The sequence below is a fragment of the Cohaesibacter marisflavi genome (assembly GCF_963665895.2).
Classification (GTDB): domain Bacteria; phylum Pseudomonadota; class Alphaproteobacteria; order Rhizobiales; family Cohaesibacteraceae; genus Cohaesibacter; species Cohaesibacter marisflavi.
Window position 1 is genome coordinate 135,551 of record NZ_OY762534.1, and the last position, 19,053, is coordinate 154,603.

General features: G+C 53.8%; 17 protein-coding genes. 9 read left to right on the plus strand and 8 right to left on the minus strand.

Annotation, left to right across the window (positions count from 1 at the left end):
* Positions 1–19 precede the first annotated feature (19 nt).
* The 4 genes from ACKPCT_RS01610 to ACKPCT_RS01625 all read left to right on the plus strand — a co-directional run bounded on the left by ACKPCT_RS01610 (position 20) and on the right by ACKPCT_RS01625 (position 3,805).
* Positions 20–763 carry a pyridoxine 5'-phosphate synthase gene (locus ACKPCT_RS01610; RefSeq protein WP_319568187.1) on the plus strand — a complete coding sequence of 248 codons (744 nt, stop codon included), beginning with the start codon at positions 20–22 and terminating at the stop codon, positions 761–763.
* 164 nt (positions 764–927) lie between these two features.
* The gene (gene ilvC, locus ACKPCT_RS01615) at positions 928–1,947 is read left to right on the plus strand and encodes a ketol-acid reductoisomerase (RefSeq protein WP_090074271.1); all 1,020 of its coding nucleotides are present in this window, start codon (positions 928–930) and stop codon (positions 1,945–1,947) included.
* 166 nt (positions 1,948–2,113) lie between these two features.
* On the plus strand, positions 2,114–3,040 hold the full coding sequence (locus tag ACKPCT_RS01620; protein ID WP_090074273.1) for a PhzF family phenazine biosynthesis protein: 927 nt from the start codon (positions 2,114–2,116) through the stop codon (positions 3,038–3,040).
* A 93-nt stretch (positions 3,041–3,133) separates the two neighbouring features.
* The gene (locus ACKPCT_RS01625; RefSeq protein ID WP_090074274.1) at positions 3,134–3,805 is read left to right on the plus strand and encodes a hypothetical protein; all 672 of its coding nucleotides are present in this window, start codon (positions 3,134–3,136) and stop codon (positions 3,803–3,805) included.
* A 155-nt stretch (positions 3,806–3,960) separates the two neighbouring features.
* Here ACKPCT_RS01625 and ACKPCT_RS01630 read toward each other — a convergent pair whose 3' ends face one another.
* A complete protein-coding gene (locus ACKPCT_RS01630; RefSeq protein WP_319568188.1) occupies positions 3,961–5,673 on the minus strand; it encodes a methyl-accepting chemotaxis protein in 1,713 nt (570 codons plus the stop codon).
* 626 nt (positions 5,674–6,299) lie between these two features.
* Between ACKPCT_RS01630 and ACKPCT_RS01635 the strand changes: the two genes are divergently transcribed.
* Together ACKPCT_RS01635 and ACKPCT_RS01640 are read left to right on the plus strand one after the other, a co-directional pair.
* A complete protein-coding gene (locus ACKPCT_RS01635; RefSeq protein WP_090074277.1) occupies positions 6,300–7,856 on the plus strand; it encodes a 2-isopropylmalate synthase in 1,557 nt (518 codons plus the stop codon).
* A gap of 111 nt (positions 7,857–7,967) precedes the next feature.
* Complete coding sequence (locus ACKPCT_RS01640) at positions 7,968–8,525, plus strand: MOSC domain-containing protein (RefSeq protein ID WP_319568189.1); 558 nt, start codon at positions 7,968–7,970, stop codon at positions 8,523–8,525.
* A 35-nt stretch (positions 8,526–8,560) separates the two neighbouring features.
* Here ACKPCT_RS01640 and ACKPCT_RS01645 read toward each other — a convergent pair whose 3' ends face one another.
* The gene (locus ACKPCT_RS01645; protein ID WP_090074279.1) at positions 8,561–9,025 is read right to left on the minus strand and encodes a GIY-YIG nuclease family protein; all 465 of its coding nucleotides are present in this window, start codon (positions 9,023–9,025) and stop codon (positions 8,561–8,563) included.
* Between the two features lie 6 nt (positions 9,026–9,031).
* Positions 9,032–9,982 carry a DMT family transporter gene (locus ACKPCT_RS01650; protein ID WP_319568190.1) on the minus strand — a complete coding sequence of 317 codons (951 nt, stop codon included), beginning with the start codon at positions 9,980–9,982 and terminating at the stop codon, positions 9,032–9,034.
* A 410-nt stretch (positions 9,983–10,392) separates the two neighbouring features.
* On the opposite strand from ACKPCT_RS01650, the gene ACKPCT_RS01655 reads away from it, so the two are divergent.
* From ACKPCT_RS01655 to ACKPCT_RS01665, 3 genes are all read left to right on the plus strand, one after another.
* Entirely contained in the window at positions 10,393–11,298 is a 906-nt protein-coding gene (locus ACKPCT_RS01655; protein ID WP_090074283.1) for a DMT family transporter, read from the plus strand.
* Positions 11,299–11,481: 183 nt separating this feature from the next.
* Positions 11,482–12,291, plus strand: coding sequence for a UDP-2,3-diacylglucosamine diphosphatase (locus ACKPCT_RS01660; protein ID WP_244544746.1), 810 nt, complete (start codon positions 11,482–11,484; stop codon positions 12,289–12,291).
* A complete protein-coding gene (locus tag ACKPCT_RS01665) occupies positions 12,288–13,295 on the plus strand; it encodes a glycosyltransferase family 4 protein (protein WP_319568191.1) in 1,008 nt (335 codons plus the stop codon). The genes ACKPCT_RS01660 and ACKPCT_RS01665 overlap by 4 nt, the downstream gene beginning before the upstream one ends.
* Before the next feature lie 115 nt (positions 13,296–13,410).
* On the opposite strand, the gene ACKPCT_RS01670 is transcribed toward ACKPCT_RS01665, so the two are convergent.
* The 5 genes from ACKPCT_RS01670 to ACKPCT_RS01690 form a co-directional block, all read right to left on the minus strand.
* Positions 13,411–13,923: an ABC-type transport auxiliary lipoprotein family protein gene (locus tag ACKPCT_RS01670; RefSeq protein WP_175528128.1), complete on the minus strand. Its 513-nt coding sequence runs from the start codon at positions 13,921–13,923 to the stop codon at positions 13,411–13,413.
* 350 nt (positions 13,924–14,273) lie between these two features.
* Positions 14,274–15,671, minus strand: coding sequence for an MlaD family protein (locus tag ACKPCT_RS01675; RefSeq protein ID WP_319568192.1), 1,398 nt, complete (start codon positions 15,669–15,671; stop codon positions 14,274–14,276).
* A gap of 3 nt (positions 15,672–15,674) precedes the next feature.
* Positions 15,675–16,487 (minus strand): ABC transporter ATP-binding protein, encoded by an 813-nt coding sequence (locus ACKPCT_RS01680; RefSeq protein ID WP_319568193.1) that lies wholly within the window; start codon positions 16,485–16,487, stop codon positions 15,675–15,677.
* Between the two features lie 10 nt (positions 16,488–16,497).
* Positions 16,498–17,652: an MlaE family ABC transporter permease gene (locus tag ACKPCT_RS01685; protein ID WP_319568194.1), complete on the minus strand. Its 1,155-nt coding sequence runs from the start codon at positions 17,650–17,652 to the stop codon at positions 16,498–16,500.
* 200 nt (positions 17,653–17,852) lie between these two features.
* Entirely contained in the window at positions 17,853–19,049 is a 1,197-nt protein-coding gene (locus tag ACKPCT_RS01690; RefSeq protein ID WP_319568195.1) for an MFS transporter, read from the minus strand.
* Positions 19,050–19,053 lie beyond the last annotated feature (4 nt).

Below are 19,053 nucleotides of genomic sequence, written 5' to 3' on the forward strand. Positions count from 1 at the left end.
TTGGAAGGACTGAATTTCTATGAAAACACGATTGAGCGTGAATGTGAATGCAGTGGCCGTGTTGCGCAACAGGCGCGACCTGCCATGGCCCAGTGTCACGGGACTGGCCCGGATTGCTCTGGAAACCGGAGCAAAGGGCATCACGGTCCACCCACGCCCCGATGAGCGCCACATCCGCGGACAGGATGTGCGGGATCTGGCGGATTTGATCCGCTCTGATTTTACCGGCAAGGAACTCTGCCTTGAAGGCTATCCAGACAATCGCTTTTTGGCTCTATGCGAGGAAGCGCGGCCGGATCAGGTTCTTTTTGTGCCCGACGATCCCTCTCAGCAGACCTCTGACCATGGCTGGGATTTCGAGGCGAATGACGGTTTGCTGCGCCGCTCTGTCGACGTCATCAAAAACTCGGGTATGAAGGTGTCTCTGTTTGTGAACCCGGAACCGGATCAGCCAGCCAAGGCTGCTGCTGTCGGGGCTGACCGTATCGAAGTCTATACCGGCCCTTACGGGGCTTGCTATGCAGATGACGCCCTGGCTGTAACCCGACTTGCCGAAGTGGCTGCCACAGCAAATGCGGCGAAGGAAGCGGGCCTTGGTGTGAATGCTGGCCACGACCTGACACCGGAGAATCTCCCCGCTCTCATGAAGGAAGTGCCCTTCATTAGGGAAGTGTCCATCGGTCATGGCTTTATTGCAGAAGCTCTGATTTACGGATTTGAAGAGACAGTTCGCCGTTTTCAGCGGGCGATGGGCGAATTGTAAGCGGACAATAGCAATCCAGCTCCAATAAGGAGCAACCAGTTCATATTTGGGCTTGACCTTGATCGCGACATCTTTTAGGCCGAGTTCAAATCTTTCGGTTTCGACCAAATATCAGGCTGTTCGGGTAATTTTGTGATCCCACAGCGAGAAAAAAGGAAGAAATAATGCGCGTATATTATGATCGCGATGCAGATATCAATCTGATCAAGGGCAAGAATGTTGCCATTATCGGTTATGGCTCTCAGGGCCATGCTCATGCACTGAACCTGCGCGACTCTGGCGTGGCCAACCTTGCCATCGGTCTGCGCGAAGGCTCTTCTTCCGCGAAAAAAGCCGAAGGTCAGGGCCTGAAGGTTATGACCGTTGCTGACGCTTGCAAATGGGCTGACGTGGTCATGATGCTGACCCCTGATGAGCTGCAGGCTGACATCTACTATGGCAGCATGCATGAAAATCTCAAAGAAAACGCCATGCTGTTGTTTGCTCACGGTCTGAATGTTCACTTCAACCTGATCGAGCCACGCGCTGACCTTGATGTTGCCATGGTTGCTCCGAAGGGCCCGGGCCACACGGTTCGTGGTGAATATGTTCGCGGCGCTGGCGTGCCTACTTTGATCGCGATCGCTCAGGATGCGACCGGCAATGCCCATGATCTGGCTCTGTCTTATGCCTCTGCCAATGGTGGTGGCCGTGCGGGTGTCATCGAAACCACCTTCAAGGAAGAATGTGAAACCGACCTGTTCGGCGAGCAGGCTGTTCTTTGCGGCGGTGTTGTCGAGCTGATGCGTGCTGGCTTCGAAACCCTCGTGGAAGGCGGCTATGCCCCTGAAATGGCGTATTTCGAATGCGTTCATGAAATGAAGCTGATCGTGGATCTGATCTATGAAGGCGGCATCGCCAACATGAACTACTCCATTTCCAACACGGCTGAATATGGCGAATATGCTACCGGCCCTCGCCTGATCACACCTGAAACCAAGGCGGAAATGAAAAATGTTCTGACCGATATCCAGGACGGCACCTTCGTTCGCAACTGGATGCTGGAAAACAAGGTCAACCAGACCTCGTTCAAGGCGATCCGTGCGCGCAACGATGCGCACCAGGTCGAAGAAGTTGGCGCCAAACTGCGTGCTATGATGCCTTGGATCAAGGAAAAAGCCATGGTCGACAAAGAAAAGAACTAAGCGTTTTTTCTTCTGTAAATTCTACAAAAATCCCGGTCCTCGTGATCGGGATTTTTCTTTATTCTTTATTTAGGTTTACCGCGCTTTGATGTTGGTCCACCCAACGGGTTAAGCCTATACTGTCAAGCCCTGCGTCCTTTTGTCATCAAATTCGGAACGAGACCACATGTCCAATGCTGAGCATCGCTATTTCACTCTTGATGTGTTCACCAAAGATCTGTTTGCGGGCAATCCGCTGGCAGTGGTGCTCGATAGTGATGATTTGTCCGATGAACAGATGCAGAAGATCGCCAGAGAGTTCAATTTTTCCGAAACTGTGTTTGTCTGCAAACCCGAGAACAAGGCACATAGTGCCTTTTTGCGCATTTTTACACCGACCTTCGAGATGCCTTTTGCCGGTCACCCCACTGTGGGGGCGGCGGTGTTGCTTGGCTTCTTGCGTTTTCCCGATCTGGAGAGCGAGCAGAATTGCGTAATGCTGCTGGAAGAGAAGGTGGGGCGCATTCGTGCCAAGGTCAAACTGGCGTCAGACGGGATGGGCAAGGCCGTGTTCGAGGTGCCGCAACTGTCCAAGCCCATGGCATCGGTGCAGTTGGGCTCAAAAGACGAGATTGCCGCTGCGCTGGGATTGCACATCAAGGATATCGGCTTTGAGAATCACGTGCCGACGGCTTATTCGGCCGGCGTGCCTTTTGCGATGGTGCCCATTCGCAATCTGGAGGCCATGAAACGGGCGCGACCGGTGATGCCGAGCTGGAGTTCGGCCTTTGGTGCGCATGAGCATAACGATGCCTATCTTTATACGCGCGAAACCACCTGTCATGATTCCGGCTTTCACACGCGCATGTTTGCTCCGGGAACGGGTACTGTGGAAGATCCTGCAACAGGATCTGCTGCTGCAGCCTTTGCCGGCGTGATTTGCCAGTTCGACAAGCCCGGACAGGGAAGCCATAAATATCGCATCGAGCAGGGGTTTGAAATGGAGCGCCCGTCCATTATCGAACTGGGAATGGAAGTCGCCGAGGGACGGCTGACAAGTGAGACAATCGGAGGACGTGTCGTCCTTGTTTCTGAAGGAAAATTGTATATTTAACACTGGCGTTGGGTGAAATTTGGTCTTATTGTGCCACCAACAGGCCATCCGCTGACCTATTTGTTTCATTCAAGATTGTTCCAGGCGACCCTAATGTCTTTTTCTTTCCTACACAGCATCGAGAGTAACATTGCGCTTTTTTCCGAAGCGCTAGAAGGCACAAATCTGGTGCCTGAGCAGCATTTCGTGCGGAATGATTTGCTGCAGAAGGTGACCGAACTTGGATATATCGATGCGGACATCGGAGCGGAAATCGAGCGCGCCATTCTGGAATGCGCCCGCGGGGTCGATTTGTTGCTCGTCACCTGCTCGACGCTCAGCCCGATTGCGGATCGTCTGATGGTTGAAGGGGCGCCGGTTCTGAGGACCGACCGTCTGTTGGCCGATGATGTGTTCAAAAAGGCCATGTCCAATCCGGGACGTAGCGATATCGCCATTCTCGTTACCGCGCCTTCTACCATGGAAGCGACCGGCGGGCTGTTCAAGACCTGCCGCGATGTGCTTGGTGCTGAGTCGATTGGTGTCGAAACCATTCTGCTGCCCGAAGTGTGGGACATCTTCCTTGCCGGAGATCTGGAAGGCTATAAAAAGGCCTGCGTGACCGCGCTTGATACTTTCCTTGAGAATGATGACAAATACACCCATGTGGGTGTTGGCCAGGTATCGATTGCACCGTCGCTGGCCTATTGCAAATCACCGCGCGCTCAGAAGGTGATGTCCGCTTTGAGTGCAACGCGCGCCTACCTGCTCTCTCATTATCGCTAAGAGAGGAAAGGGCTGCGCCAGCGCGCAAGGCCAACTTCGTCAGAATAAAAAAAGCCACGGTGTCGGGTCTTCCGCACCGTGGCTTTTTTGTCTTTCTTGCTGCAAGGCATAGCGGCAAGGTCTGGAGAATGGGCTCCAGACCTTCTTCGTTTGCGTCAGGCTGCCTGAATATCCTTGAGGAAGCTCTCGATGCGGGAGCGCAGTTGCATCGCCTGTTCTGCGGCATTGCGTGAGGCTTCCAGTACATTCTCGGCGGATTGATGGGTATCGGCAACAGAACTGCTGACTGAAGCCATACGTTCGTTAACCTCGCTGGTACCCACGGAAGCCTGCTGAACGTTGGAGCTGATTTCCATTGTCGCAGAGCCCTGCTGTTCAACGGCGGCGGCGATGGAATTGGTATATTCATTCACCTCGGCCATGGTTTCAGAGATCTTGGAAATGGCAGATACCGCTTCCTGAGATGAGGTCTGGATGCCGGAAATCTGGTTGGAGATCTCCTCGGTGGCCTTGGACGTCTGGTTGGCCAGCTCCTTGACTTCGGCGGCCACGACGGCAAAGCCCTTGCCAGCTTCTCCGGCGCGTGCAGCCTCGATGGTGGCGTTGAGCGCCAGCAGGTTGGTCTGTTCGGCGATGGCCTGAATGAGGGTCACGACTTCGCCGATCTTCTGGGCCGCCATGTCAAGGCTCTCGACTTTCTCGTTGGTGGCAACCGACTCATCAGATGCGAGGGACACAACAGACCGTGTCTTGGTGAGCTGCTGTGAGATTTCGCCGATGGAGGCGGAGAGTTCCTCAGAGGCGGATGCAACCGTCTGGACATTGCTTGCTGCTTCGTTGGAAACAGAAGACGCGCTGTTGGACTGTTCTGCCGTGGTCTCGGCAATTTCCGTCAGGCGCTGAGCGGTGCCTTCCATGGTTCTTGAGTTGTCGGCGACTGCTTCCAGAATGGACTGAATGTCGTGATCGAACGCCGTTACGGTTTGCAGCATCTTCTGCTCGCGCAGTTCGCGTTCTTTGTCGGTTTCCGCTTTATGCTGTTCAAGCTCAAGGCGATGCACATTCTTTTCATTCAGTACGGCAACGGCCGCAGCCATATCGCCGATTTCGTCTCCGCGAGACTGGTAGGGAATTTCCGAAATCTTGTCATCGCGCGAGATCGCTGCCAACAGATTGGTCATGACGGGCAGAGGCTTCATCATGCGTTGGCTGGCAAAGAAGGCGAAGGCCACAATCAAGGCGCCAACAACCACCGCCGAGATCAACAGGCTCTGCAATACGTCACTCAGAATGGACTGGACGCGTTCTTTCTGGATGCCGACATAGAGAATGCCGTTGACTTCGTTCGAGGCAGAGAAGATCGGTTGATAGAGCGTGTAATAGGGAACGCCGAGGATCACGGCTTCACCCACGAATGCCTTGCCTTGCGTGACGACAGGATAAACAGCGCCATTTTGGCCCAAGGGGGTGCCGATGGCTCGTTTGCCGTCCGGCTTCTTGATGTTGGTTGTCTTGCGCCAGAAATCCCTGCTCTGGTCATCCCATGCAAACACGGTAGCGGTCTCGCCGGTAATGGAGCCAATGCGGTCAATCATGTCATGGTCGGAGAATGCGGGTATCTCTTTCATGACGAGGCGACTGATTCCACCAGATGCGTCTCTCGTGACGGTTACATCGGGAAGGCTGGCTTCAAAAACTTGCGAGGCTACGCGGATGCTGATGGACTGTTGTTGCAGCACATCGGATTTGATCTTGGTGCTGATCGTTGACCAGGTTGCCGTTGCGAGCGCGATCATACAGATCAACACCGAGCCGATGGTCAGAAATGTCACTTTCTGGGTGAGCTTCAGTTTCGAAAGCAGGTTCATATTTTTCGCCTTTCGACTGTATTTTTGTTTCCAGCAACTAATACTGGATATTTATTGGCCGACTTTTCCTTAATCTGTATATTTGAAAAAAGTTATTTAAAAAGCATTTATATATTCGCAATTTACAAATACTAAATATGATGTTCACTCAATTAATAGATAGTAATAATTCTAAACTATTGGACTGGACTTCTTTAACTAGCTTTATGCACTTTTTGGTTGTTATGAAGAGGGAAAATAATTTCTATCGTCGTTTAACTAATATCCTTGCTCGGAATGGTGCATGAAATTTCCTCTTGTTTCCGTGCGTTTAATCGGTTACAGATTTTCCTACTGAATGGCAGAGATGCAAAACAGGCTCTGCAAATGTGTGAGAGAGATTTCTATGGCCGCTCCAGAGAGCACAATTGGTCAGATCAAATTGGTTGAGCTATCCGCTCCCAACGCTCTCGCTCGCCTAAATTGCGAACTACTCCTCCTTATCTGCCCCTGAACATCGACAGGCGCTGATCTCATCGGCGGCGGATCTTCAGGGGATTACAAACTTTAAGGCAGCAGGAAATATTCCAGCCGCTTGTTGGCTTTGCATGTGAACAGACCCATGCGCCACAGTGGCAAAAAGCAGGATGAGTTCTATGAATAACGACATTGTAATTTTCGATACAACCTTGCGTGATGGTGAACAGTCTCCCGGTGCGTCCATGACGTTGGAAGAGAAGTTGCAGGTGGCGAAGGTTCTGGATGAATTGGGCGTCGACGTGATCGAGGCCGGTTTTCCCATCGCATCCAATGGCGACTTCGAGGCCGTCAGCGAGATTGCCAAGGTGGTCAAGAACGCTACCGTTTGCGGTTTGGCCCGCGCTGGCTCCAAGGATATCGACCGGGCCGGGGAAGCCATCAAACACGCTGAAAAGCGCCGTATTCATACCTTCATTTCCACCAGCCCGGTGCATATGAAATACAAGTTGCAGATGGAGCCGGACCGGGTTTATGAAAAAGTGATCGAGTCCGTTACGCGCGCCCGCAACTGGACCGATGATGTGGAATGGTCAGCCGAAGACGGCACCCGCACCGAATTCGACTTCCTGTGCAAATGCGTGGAAGCGGCCATCAATGCCGGTGCCACCACCATCAACATTCCCGATACGGTAGGCTATACCACCCCGCTCGAAATCGCCGATTTGTTCAAACGGGTCATCGAGACAGTTCCGAACTCTGACAAGGCGATTTTCTCGGCGCACTGCCACAACGATCTGGGTATGGCTGTGGCCAACTCGCTGGCCGCGGTGCGTGGCGGTGCCCGTCAGATCGAATGCACGATCAACGGTCTGGGTGAACGGGCCGGCAACGCAGCGCTGGAAGAGGTCATTATGGCCATCCGCACGCGCAATGATGTGTTTGCTTACAATACCGGCATCAATACCAAGCTGTTGACCCGTGCATCTAAGCTGGTATCCGCCGTTTCGGCTTTTCCTGTGCAGTATAACAAGGCGATTGTCGGCAAGAATGCCTTCGCGCATGAATCCGGTATCCATCAGGATGGCATGCTGAAGAATGCCGAAACTTACGAGATCATGAAGCCGGAAGATGTGGGCGTTGGTGGCACGGATCTGGTCATGGGCAAGCATTCGGGTCGTCACGCCTTCAAGCAGAAGCTGGATCAGTTGGGCTATAATCTGGGCGAGAATGCTTTTCAGGATGCCTTCAACCGCTTCAAGGATCTGGCGGACAAAAAGAAGAACATCTTTGATGAAGATATCGAAGCGCTGGTGGATGATGAAGTTGGCGCCGCTTCTGACAAGATCAAGGTAATCGCGATGACCGTGATTGCTGGCACCAGTGGCGTACAGAAAGCCATTGTAACGCTGGATATGAATGGCACGCATGTCACCAAGGAAGCCACCGGTGATGGTCCTGTCGACGCGATCTTCAACGCCATCAAGCAGATGATCCCGCACAAGGCCCGCCTGATGCTGTATCAAGTGAGCGCTGTGACCGCCGGTACGGACGCTCAGGCCGAAGTGTCCTGCCGCCTGCGCGAGGGTGATCACACGGTGACTGGCCGGTCTGCGGACACAGACACCATGGTTTCTTCCGCCAAGGCCTATGTATCTGCTCTCAACAAGCTGATCGTGCGCCGGGAGAAGGAAGTGCACAACGCGCAGACGAGTGCTGCAGAGTAATCAGACAGTCAAATCATTGACATATCAGGAGGGTAGACTTTGTCTTCCCTCCTTTTTTATGTTTGGTTATTCTTATCCCCCGTCCTCCAATCGCGAGAGAGAGGTTCTGCCTTGATTGAGAAGAATTTTGAAGGAACCGTTATCGCGGTCAGTCTTGATAAAGCACATGCATTTTCCAAGAAACAGAAATCCGCGATCCGGTTGCTTGCAGGCCTCGGCGTGGAAGGGGATGCGCATATGGGAGCGCTGGTCCAGCATCGCTCCCGCGTGCGGGCCAATCCAAACCAGCCTAATCTGCGGCAGGTTCATCTCATGCATCAGGAGCTTTTCGAAGAGGTTGCGCAAAAGGGCTTCACGGTGACTCCGGCCGATATGGGGGAGAATATCACCACAAGCGGCATTGATCTGCTCGCCCTACCAACGGGGGCTGTGCTTCATATTGGTGATGAAGCAGAAGTGGAAATCACGGGATTGCGCAATCCATGTTCCCAGATCGAGGCCTGGCAGCCGGGACTGCTCAAGGAGCTTGTCTATAAGGATGAAGCGGGCGATCTTGTGCGCAAGGCTGGCGTTATGGGTATCGTGCGCAAAGGGGGCATGGTGAAGCCTGATGACAGGATCACCGTGACATTGCCTGATGAACCTTGGCGCAAGCTGGAGCGGGTGTGAGGCGCTCGCTCTTCCTGATAGCTCTTGTTGTTGAGCTAGCCGAGTGGGCTCATAAAGAGGTGGCTCTCGCAGCTGGTGCAGTCTGAGCTGCCAAAGCCGGGCTGAGGAATTGAAAAGGCATCCTGGCTGGCAAGATGAGCCGCCAAAGCGCATTCGGAACCATCCAGCCACGCCCAGACATGCAGGGAACTGGCGCGGATCGTTAGCTGATCCACATGCCAGCGTACCGACTTCTCTTTTGCCAGATGGCGAGCAAGGCGCGCGCGCAACCCGCCGGGGCCATGGGCGCTGCCTACATAGACATAAAGACCGGGAGGCAGGATGGCTGGTGTTGGCCGCAGGATCTTCGTGCGGCGCGGCAGAATCATGGCCACAAGATAGACCCCGCCAGCATTGGGGCATTTGACGAGTGCGCGCCGGTTGCCCTTGAAAACAGGTACCGGAAGGGCTTCAAGGGCCGCAGCGAGGGGTTTGTGAGCAAGAATATGGCTTTGCGGCATCGGGCTTTAATATTTCGGTGGTTGCAGTTTGCGTTCTTTGCCCAGCTTGGCTTCGCGGCGCATGATATAGAAGGTGGACGCGAAGATGATGGCCGCGCCGATCCATGTGTAAACATCTGGCCACTCATTGAACATGTACCAGCCTAGGGCTGCCGAGAGGACAAGGCGCAGATAGTCGAAGGGCGCCAGTGCAGTTGCCTCAGCGCGCTTGAAGGAGTGAAGCATCAGCCATTGCGCGTAGCTCGCCAAAACGCCAATTAGAGCCATAAGGCCGAATTGGCCCAGGGTCATCGGCTTCCAGTTGATCCAGGCAAGGGGGACGAGCGCCAGCCCGATGATGATCGCCTGATAGGTCACAATGATGGTTGGCCGGTCATAGCGCAGATGAACCCGTACGATGGTCTGGTTGGCCGCCACAAGAGCCGCTCCTGCAAGAGCCAGAAGCAGGTTCTGGTCGATGCCACCAATGCCCGCTGCGAGTAATTCAGACGGGCGAGCGATAATCAATACGCCAATGAAGCCAACCACCAACGCTCCGATACGGCGCATGCCGACTGCTTCCTTGAGAAACAGCACAGCAAAAATGGTCAGAAAGAATGTCCGCGTGAAGCTCATCGTCGTGGCGGTTGCCAGAGGCAACTGGATGATCGCCGTGAAACCCGCCAAGATGCTCAGATAGGTGAAGAAAGCACGCCAGAGGAACAGATCCTTCCGATGGATCTTGAGGTCGCCACGGGCTGATTTAAGCATCGGGGGCAGCAGGAAGACGATCATCCAGGCTTGCCGGATGACGATGATCTGGCTGACATGCAGATCCTGCCCAAGCTCTTTTACGATGCCTGCCTGCAGCGTGAAGCCGATCATGGCGATAAACATGACCAGAACGGCTTGCAAGAAGCTCGGCATGCCGTCGAAGGCAGTCAGGGCCTTGCTAATGGTGTGCTTTACGGACGTCATTGAAGAGGAAACTCTGTCTTGGCTGTCCAGACCGGAGCGTTCTTCGCCGCCAAGGCTCAATATGCTTTCGGCTTTGTCCGGTATCGGATGGGACTTGTTGAGTAGCACAACAAATCAATGCTGTAAATCTTATAGCGTGATAGCTTCGACTATAGTGATGAATGCGCGATGGCTTCGACTTTTCCTGAGCGGCTTAGAAAAGTACGTAAGGGGGAGGCCCTTTGTTGTGGGGGGAAGCGCCAGTTTTTTCTTGATCTTTCTGGCAAAGCGTGACGAGAATGAGAGCCTCACCCTTGCGTGGTGCAGTTGCCCCTTGTCTCCTCCGTCTTCATGACCGTCAGGCAAAAGTCTTTTTGAGACTGGCCAATCCGTCATTATGCTAGCAGAACCGTCAGTCGGGAAGATCAGATATGAACGCCCTATATGGCATTGGACTCAAGATTGCTTCGACGATGTTTTTTGCGGTCATGCTTGCCATGATTAAATATACATCGACGTCCATGCCCATTGGGGAAGTCATCTTCGCGCGCTGCTTTTTCGCCTTGCCGCCGCTTTTGCTGGTAACCGCATGGCAGAGTGACTGGCGCGACTGTATCCGCACGAAGAATCCATGGGCGCATGTGAGGCGGTCTGCGGTGGGCACGACATCCATGTTTTGTTGGTTTACCTCGGTCTCGCTTTTGCCGTTGCCCGAAGCCACCGCGATTTCCTTCTTAAATCCTCTGATGATTGTGGCCATGGCGGCCCTGTTCCTCAAGGAGGTTGTCAAAGCATACCGCTGGACAGCAGTCGGTATCAGCCTTATCGGGGTGTTGATCATTTTGTCACCGCGTCTGAGTGGCTCGACGGGGGATGTCGGCCTGCTGGGCGCCATTCTCTGTCTGAGCTCAACCGTGCTCACCGGGCTAGCTGGAATCCTGATCCGACAGATGACGAAAACCGAGAATAATTCGGCGATCATCTTCTATTTCTTCGTGACGGCCTCCTGCTTCTCGCTCATCACCATTTACTGGGGCTGGGTCATTCCCGATTTGCGCACTTTCGGCTTGATGGTTCTGGCCGGGGTTTTCGGTGGCTTGGGGCAGATCCTCATGACCAAATCCTACAGCGTGGCCGAAGCGTCGCTTGTTGCTCCGTTCGACTATGTGAACGTGGTCTGGAATGTGGTGATCGGCATTGTGATTTTTGGCGAGTATCCGAGTCACGCTGTGGTCATCGGAGGGGGGATTGTCGTTCTGGCCGGCATGTTTGTTGTCTATCGCGAGCGGCAGCTGGGTGTTTCGCGCAAGGCGGAACGTCAGGCAAAGCCGCTCTGAGCGTGACTTCTCTTCTCTGAAACTCGCTTTCCTTGCTGAAATGGCCAGAAAACAGGCTCTTTGCCTCAGGATGGGGGAAAGGATCAGTCTTTTAGATGGCATTTGCCCTGACTGTCACAAAAGTGAGACAGCGCGTTCTTAAAAGTGGCCAAACACTTACGGAACGTGAATCAGAGCAGGCACATGAATCAGTCCAGCGATGAAGGGCTCTATAAACATCGGACCATGTTCATCTCCGATGTTCATTTGGGTAGCCGCGGGTGTCAGGCAGAAATGCTGCTTGATTTCCTCAAATATAACGATGCAGAGACGATTTATCTGGTCGGGGACATCGTCGATGGCTGGCGCCTGCAAGCGCGTTGGCATTGGCCGCAGTTGCATAATGATGTGGTGCAGAAGCTTCTGCGCAAGGCTCGCAAGGGGGCGCGCATCATTTATGTGCCGGGCAACCATGACGAATTTCTGCGCAGCTATTATGGTGCCCATTTCGGTGGTGTGGAGGTCAAGGAACATGACATTCACGAAACCGCAGATGGTCGCCGGTTGCTTGTGATCCATGGGGATCAGTATGACATGGTGGTGCGGCATGCCAAGTGGCTCGCCCATCTTGGCGACTGGGCCTACAGCTTTGCTCTGGGTCTGAACACCGTGCTCAACATTCTGCGCCGCAAGCTCGGCTTCAGCTATTGGTCTCTTTCGGCTTGGGCCAAGATGCGCGTAAAGAATGCGGTCAATTTCATTGGCACCTTCGAGGAAACTCTCTCGCAGGAAGCGCGCAAATTTGACGTTGATGGCGTGATTTGCGGCCATATTCATCATGCGGAAATGCATGAGAAGTTTGGTATCTCCTATTTGAATACCGGCGACTGGGTGGAAAGCTGCACCGCAATTGTCGAGCATCCGGACGGACGGTTCGAACTGATCCACTGGAGCGAAGGTGCAAAAACCGTTCCCCAACTTGAAAACCATACCCCAACCAAGGCACTTGCATGAGTGGACTCTTAATCGTAACGGATGCCTGGCATCCACAAGTCAATGGTGTTGTTCGCTCGCTCGATCGTTTGGGCCAGGAAGTCAAGAAGCAGGGAATGGAGGTGCATTATCTGACGCCTCTTGATTTCAAGACGGTTCCTTGCCCGACTTATCCGGAAATTCGCCTCTCTTTGACAATGCGGCGCGGCGTCGCCAGAAAGATCGAAGAGATCAATCCCGATTATGTGCATATTTCCACCGAGGGGCCTCTTGGTTTTTTGGCGCGGAGCTATTGCAGAAAGTCGAACAAGGCCTTCACGACTTCCTACCACACCCGCTTCCCTGAATATCTTGCCGCGCGTTTCCCCATTCCGCTGTCGCTTTCCTATGCGGCCTTGCGCTGGTTTCACAATCCGGGGCGATGCTGCATGGTGGCCACGCCAAGCCTGAAGCGCGACCTAGAGGCTCGCGGCTTTGATCAGCTTCATTATTGGGGGCGCGGTGTCGACCTTGAACAGTTCCATCCGCGCAAAGAGAAGGTGCTCGATTTTCCCGGTCCCTTGCTGCTCTATGTTGGCCGCGTTGCGGTAGAAAAGAATATCGAGGCCTTTCTTGATCTGAAGGTCGAGGGCACAAAGATCGTTGTAGGAGATGGCCCGCAAAAGGCTGCTCTGGAAGAGCGCTATCCGGATGTCAAATTTCTGGGGCTCAAGGAAGGCAAGGAGCTCGCCGATATCTACGCTTCATGCGATGTCTTCGTCTTCCCGTCCAAAACCGACACGTTCGGTATAGTGCTTCTGGAAGCTCTGGCTTCAGGATTGCCTGTGGCGGCTTATCCGGTTATGGGACCGCTGGATGTCATTGGAGACAGTGGTGTTGGGGCTTTGAAAGACGATCTGGAAGAGGCTGTGGTAGAAGCGTTGAAAATCGATCCGGAGGCTTGTCTGGCCTATGCACAGCAATATAGCTGGGAAGCGAGCGCCAACCAGTTTCTTTCCAATATTTCCAAGATTCATCCTGATTGATCCGACAAGGCTATGGGGTTCTGGAGCTTTGGGCGATCTATAACGGTATGACCACAGGCAAGGAGGACGCGTTAGGCGTCCTTATTGCGGGGGCAGGGCTCTTGCCTGCTTTGGATTAAATCGTCTTGAGGGTCCAGACGAGAATCTCGTTCAGTACGCTTTCAAGGGCGCTGTCAAGCGCAGCAACGCCCTTAGCCGGTGTCGCCGAACCGGCCGGTGCGGAGGCTTTAAACAGGCGTGAAGAGACCACGCGGCCATTGCGATCATTGATGATCTTCACCGAAAGCGCGATTTTGGCTACAGGCCGGTTCGCGTCATTCAGCTCAAAGCTACGGATGGATGTTGCGAGTTTATAGTCAACCACAACGCCATCACCCGGCTTGACCACGGAGCGCATGCGGCCGGAATTCTCGAAAGTCTGGATCAGCTTGTCCTGAAGGACATTGGGCAGGCTGTCGCTCCATTGTGCGTCACCAAAATAGGTAATTTCGGCATTATCGGGGCGCACAACGATCATCTCGCTATCAAGCGATTTGAGCGCTGTGGGGACTGAGATCAAAAGCTGCGCATTGCTGCGACCACGCAAATTGTCAAAGCTTGCTGGCGCGCTCAGGTCATAGGTCGTCAACTCTTTGCCCCCGCCTACTACAGAGCAGGAAGCAAGCCAGAGGGCGAGGCAAACAAACGAAAGGGCGCGCACAAATCGGGTCGCAGAAAACAAGGGTGTACCTCGGCAATAAACAAATATGGGCTTACCTTACCGTAGAAATAGCAACTGCCAACCGTTTTTTCCAGAACTGGACTTATTTTGGAGGAAATGCGCGCTTTTGAGCGCAGTCCATACTGTCAAAGTTTGCGGTTGGCGCCTCGTTTCCACAAGGGCCCGGTGTAACTGAGCAAGTCAATGTCATTTGGCAATCATGTTTTGTTTCAATGACATCGACTCATGATTTTGATCGGTTGGTGAGCAACCGACAATTAGTAGCGTTGGTCGAAGGTTTTCACCTTGTTGCCGCCGAATATCACGCTGGAAGGATCCTTCTCCAGTTTGTTTACAGCGCCTTCAACGCGTTTGATGGTTCGTCTTGCTTCTGAAACCATGGCTTCGACATTGCGCAGGCCACTGCCTGAGAAGCGCGCAAGGCCGTCCGAGATTTCATCTGCCCGGTTGTTGAATTTGTCTGCAACACTGCGAATGGAGCGTGCTGCGAGCGTCACTTCCTCGATCACACCCTTGCCGCCATCTTCATCGGAAAGAATACCGTCGACCTTGCCCAGAATGCCATCGATCCGTTCCGAGGCCTTGTTGAGGCGGGCAGCAAGTTGCTGTGCGTCTGTCACGATGGCGTTGAAATCATCGGTGCGGGCGGTGAGGGAGGAGGAAAAGCTGCTGATATCGCCTGAGGCCTGTTTGGCGTTGGCCAGAATGACATTGATATCGCCTGAGGACTCATCCAGCGTGGTTGCAAAATTCTGCAGGGATGCCACCGCAGAAGAAATTGCTTCCGGGTCCACACTTTCAACCAGACGGTCGACCTTGCCCAGAGACGTGTTCAGGTTGGACGAAAAATCATTGATGCCTTTGGCCGCTTCGGAGGCATCAGCGACAATTGAGTCGAAGCGGTTGGATGTGCCAACGAGATTTTCGCTGATTGTCTCGACATTGGCGATACTCGTCTTGATGCTCTCGGGGTCGACGGCAGCAAGCAGGGTGTCTGCTCTTTCGCTAAGGCCTTCCAATTTCCCCGATAGCGATGTGAGCCCCTTGGCGGCGTCAGACGCATCAGCCAGGAAGGTCTCGATATTGCCGGAATTGTTGTTGAGTGCGGTGGTGAAGCTCTCGATATTCTGAACCGTTTGGTTGATGCCGTCCTGATTGGTATCAACAACTGTCTCGATTTTTGAGAGCACCTTGTCAGCGCGGGACATGAGCTGGCGTGCGCCATTCATCAGATCTTCGAAAGACGAGCTCTGGGCGATCATTTCAGGAGTGCCAGGCTGATCAAGAAGATCGGGAAGATCTGGGCTGCCGCCCTTGATTTCGACGGTGCCTACTCCGGTCAGTCCCTGAAAAGAGAGGCTGACATCACTGTCTTCTTTGAGCGGAATGCCGGCATCAACCAGAAGATCTGCTTTGACATATTTGGGGTTGTCCGGATCATATTCGAGCTTTGCGACTTCGCCCACTTTGATGCCGTTGAACATCACTGCGCCACCGCGAATAAGGCCGGCAACAGAGCCTTCAAAGCGCACAATAACCTCTGTCGTCGGGCGGGTTTCATCATATCTGGCAATCCAGTAGATGAAGCCGAAGCCGACCGCCGTCAGAAGCAATGTGAACAGGCCTATGGCCACATAATTGGCTTTTGTTTCCATGTCTCAGTTCTTGTCCCATTGTCTGATGGCACGCTTGCCCGTGAAATAGCTTTTGATCCAGGGATGCGGGTTTTTCTGCAGATCGTTCATATTTCCTATGGCCAGAACGCGGCGCTCGGCCAGCACCGCGATGCGATCACAGGCTTGGCTGAGGCTATCCAAATCATGGGTTACCATAAAAACGGTGAGACCCAAAGTGTCTCGAAGGGTAGAAATCAAATCATCGAACTCTTCGGCGCTGATCGGATCAAGGCCGGAGGTTGGTTCGTCAAGGAACAGAAGCTGAGGGTCAAGCGCCAGCGCCCGAGCTAGTGCGGCGCGTTTGATCATGCCTCCTGAAAGTTCAGACGGGAATTTGTGGGCCGCATCCGGGGAGAGCCCCACAAGCTCAAGCTTGGAAATGGCCAGCTCGTCCATGAGGCGTTGAGGCAGCGTGTAATATTCACGCATGGGCACCTGAATATTCTGCAACACCGAAAGCGAGGAGAAGAGCGCTCCATGCTGGAAGAGAACCCCCAGTCGGCGTTCGATGGCCAGCCGCTCTTGGCGCGACAGTTTCTCGGTATTGTGTCCGAACATGATGAATTGGCCGGACTGGCGCTGTACAAGCCCCAGGACGCTGCGCAGCAACACGCTCTTGCCTGTGCCCGAAGCGCCAACGATGCCCAGAATCTCGCCGCGTTGGACATCCAGATCCAGATTTTCCAGCACAAGGCGAGAGGAAAAGCCAACCGTCAGACCTTTTACGGACAGGATGGGGCGCGCGCCGGTTTCTGAGGATGCCGTGTTTTGCGGTGTTTGAGGTGTGGCTGTCATGCTGCGCTCCCTAAAACCCGATTGCGGCGAAGAAAATGGCAAAGAGGCCATCGACCAGCACCATCAGAAAAATGGATTTCACCACAGCGGCCGTTGTTCTTCTGCCAAGGCTCTCTGCGCTGCCACCCACCTGCAGCCCTTCGCTGCATGAGATGAGCGCAATGATCAGGGCCATGAAGGGCGCTTTAATCACCCCAACGAGGAACGTGTTGATCGCCACGGCATCGCGCAACCACGTTATATAGGTGGATAGGGAAATATCCGAATAAGCCCAGAGCAGAACGCCTCCTCCGACCAGACCGGCCAGATTGGCCACAAGGCCAAGTAGGGGCAGGGCGATGATCAGCGCAATGACGCGCGGCGCGATAAGGACTTCGATGATATTGAGGCCCATGACGCGCATGGCATCGATTTCCTCGCGCATTTTCATTGAGCCGATTTCGGCAGTGAAAGCGCTGCCCGAGCGCCCGGCCACCAGAATCGCCGTTAGCAGAATGCCTACTTCACGTAAGACGAGAATGCCGACCAGATCGATGACGAAGGGCTCCGCGCCGAATTTGCGCAGCTGGAAAGCGCCTTGCTGGGCGACAATGGCGCCGACCAGAAAAGACATCATGGCAACGATCGGAACTGCCTTCAGCCCTGTATGCTCCATATGATGGACAATGGAGGTAATGCGCAGGCTGCGTGGGTGAATGAGCCCTTTGAGCAGGCAGGAGACGATTTCTCCTGCCAAATAGGCGAGAATCTTGATGTCCTTGTAGATTTCAACGACATCTTCTCCGGTTTTCTGAAACAGGGCGATAAAGAAATTCAGGTTCCTTTGGGTCGTTGGTGCGGTCAGGTTGGTCTCCGCCACCGCTTCAAACAGCGACACATGATCCGGATTGATCGGTGTTGCGCTGGAAAGCTCAAGGCCCAGTCCGCGCAGCAGGCGAATGATGACCCAAGCGCCTGAGGTGTCCAGGGAAGTCAGACCGGAAAGATCTAGCTGTTTGACGGAAGGGGTCTCTTTAAGGGTCTGATCAACCTGACTGTCGGCATCTTTCAGGGTTTCTATGGTCCAACTGCCAGAGACAAGCAGCACGCCGGACGCAGACGTGCCGTCGGCCTCCAAAACGGGGGGCTGCCCCGAGGCGGCTAAGTCTGATCCCTGTGGAGCCATATAACAGTTTGCCTTACTAGCTTTTGTGCTGCTTCAAAATCATCGACCAGCCAGACTATAGGGCTGGCCTTAAAAAGAATCGATAAAATCATACGCGATCCGGATATCGTCCTACCCGAGGCATGCCAGATTCCCTGTCTTTTATACAGGAAATTCATGCCTTTGCAGAGGGTAAATTGTGGTGTCCTCTCTGAGGGAGACTATTTGCTGGCGCCATTGACCCTTATATGAGTGAGTGGAACCCACCTGCTCAGCATCAACAGGCTCAAAGCCAGAAGGGCAATGAGGCTCATGGTCAGGAATGCGGCACCTTCAAATTCGGCATAAAGGAATCCCGAGGCGGTCGTTGCGATGGCTGATAGAAGGCCCGTGAGCATGGTATAGAGCCCCTGTGCTGTGCCTGAAAGTTCGTCGTCGACGGTTTCATTGATGAAGAACATGGCGCCCAGATGTGCACAGCCAAAGCTTCCCGCATGGAGCACCTGTAGCAGTAGATAACCGTATGTTGGCAGCTCCAGAGGGAAGGTGGCCCAGCGGACAATCGCGATCAGAGCTGCAATCTTCAACAGTGCTCGCCAGTCGAATATGGCAGATATCTTCTTGGAATAGCGAAACAGAATGATTTCGGACACGGAGGCCATGGACCACAAAAGGCCCGTCATGTTGGCCGAGACGCCGATCTTGGTCCAGTAGATCGCAGAAAAAGAATAGAGCATGCTGTGCGATGCCTGAAGGAGGGAGGCCGACACGAGGATGATCCAGAAGCAGCCTTGCCCGAATTGCTTCAATTGGGCCCAATCCAGCCGCGTGCCTTTCGCCAGCGCCTTGTTGTCGATCCGACGGGGATCTATGGGTAGGGAAACCGAGAAGATGATATGCAGCATATTGCCGATAACCAGCAACCAGATCAGCTTGTTGGCGCCAAAATGCTCCATGAAAAGGCCGCCTGCGAGATTGGCTGCCAGAAAGGCGAGGGTGCCCGAACTGCGCATGCGCCCATAATCAAGCCCGAAGCGGCGTGTACCAGCCAGCGCCAGAGAGTCTCCCACGGGGATGATGGCACTTTGGGCGATATGTGATAATGCCATAACTAACGCGATCCAGATAAGGCTGTCGTTAAGCATAATCAAGACAAAGGTCAGGCCATAAAAGCTGCAATAGATGCGCAGAGCCAGCCGCCGGTCGCCGATTTTGTCCGATATTGCCGCCATAAGGGGCGTAAAAACCACGCGTGCAATCATGGGTATGGTTAATACCAACCCGATCTCCTCTGGACTAAAGGCCAGACTCTTCAGCCAGATCCCGAAAAAGGGTACGTAAATACCAAAAGGAAAGAAAAACCCGGCATAAAAAAGCGACATGCGCAGCGCGTATTTTTGCTGAATTGGGGGGGGCATCGCG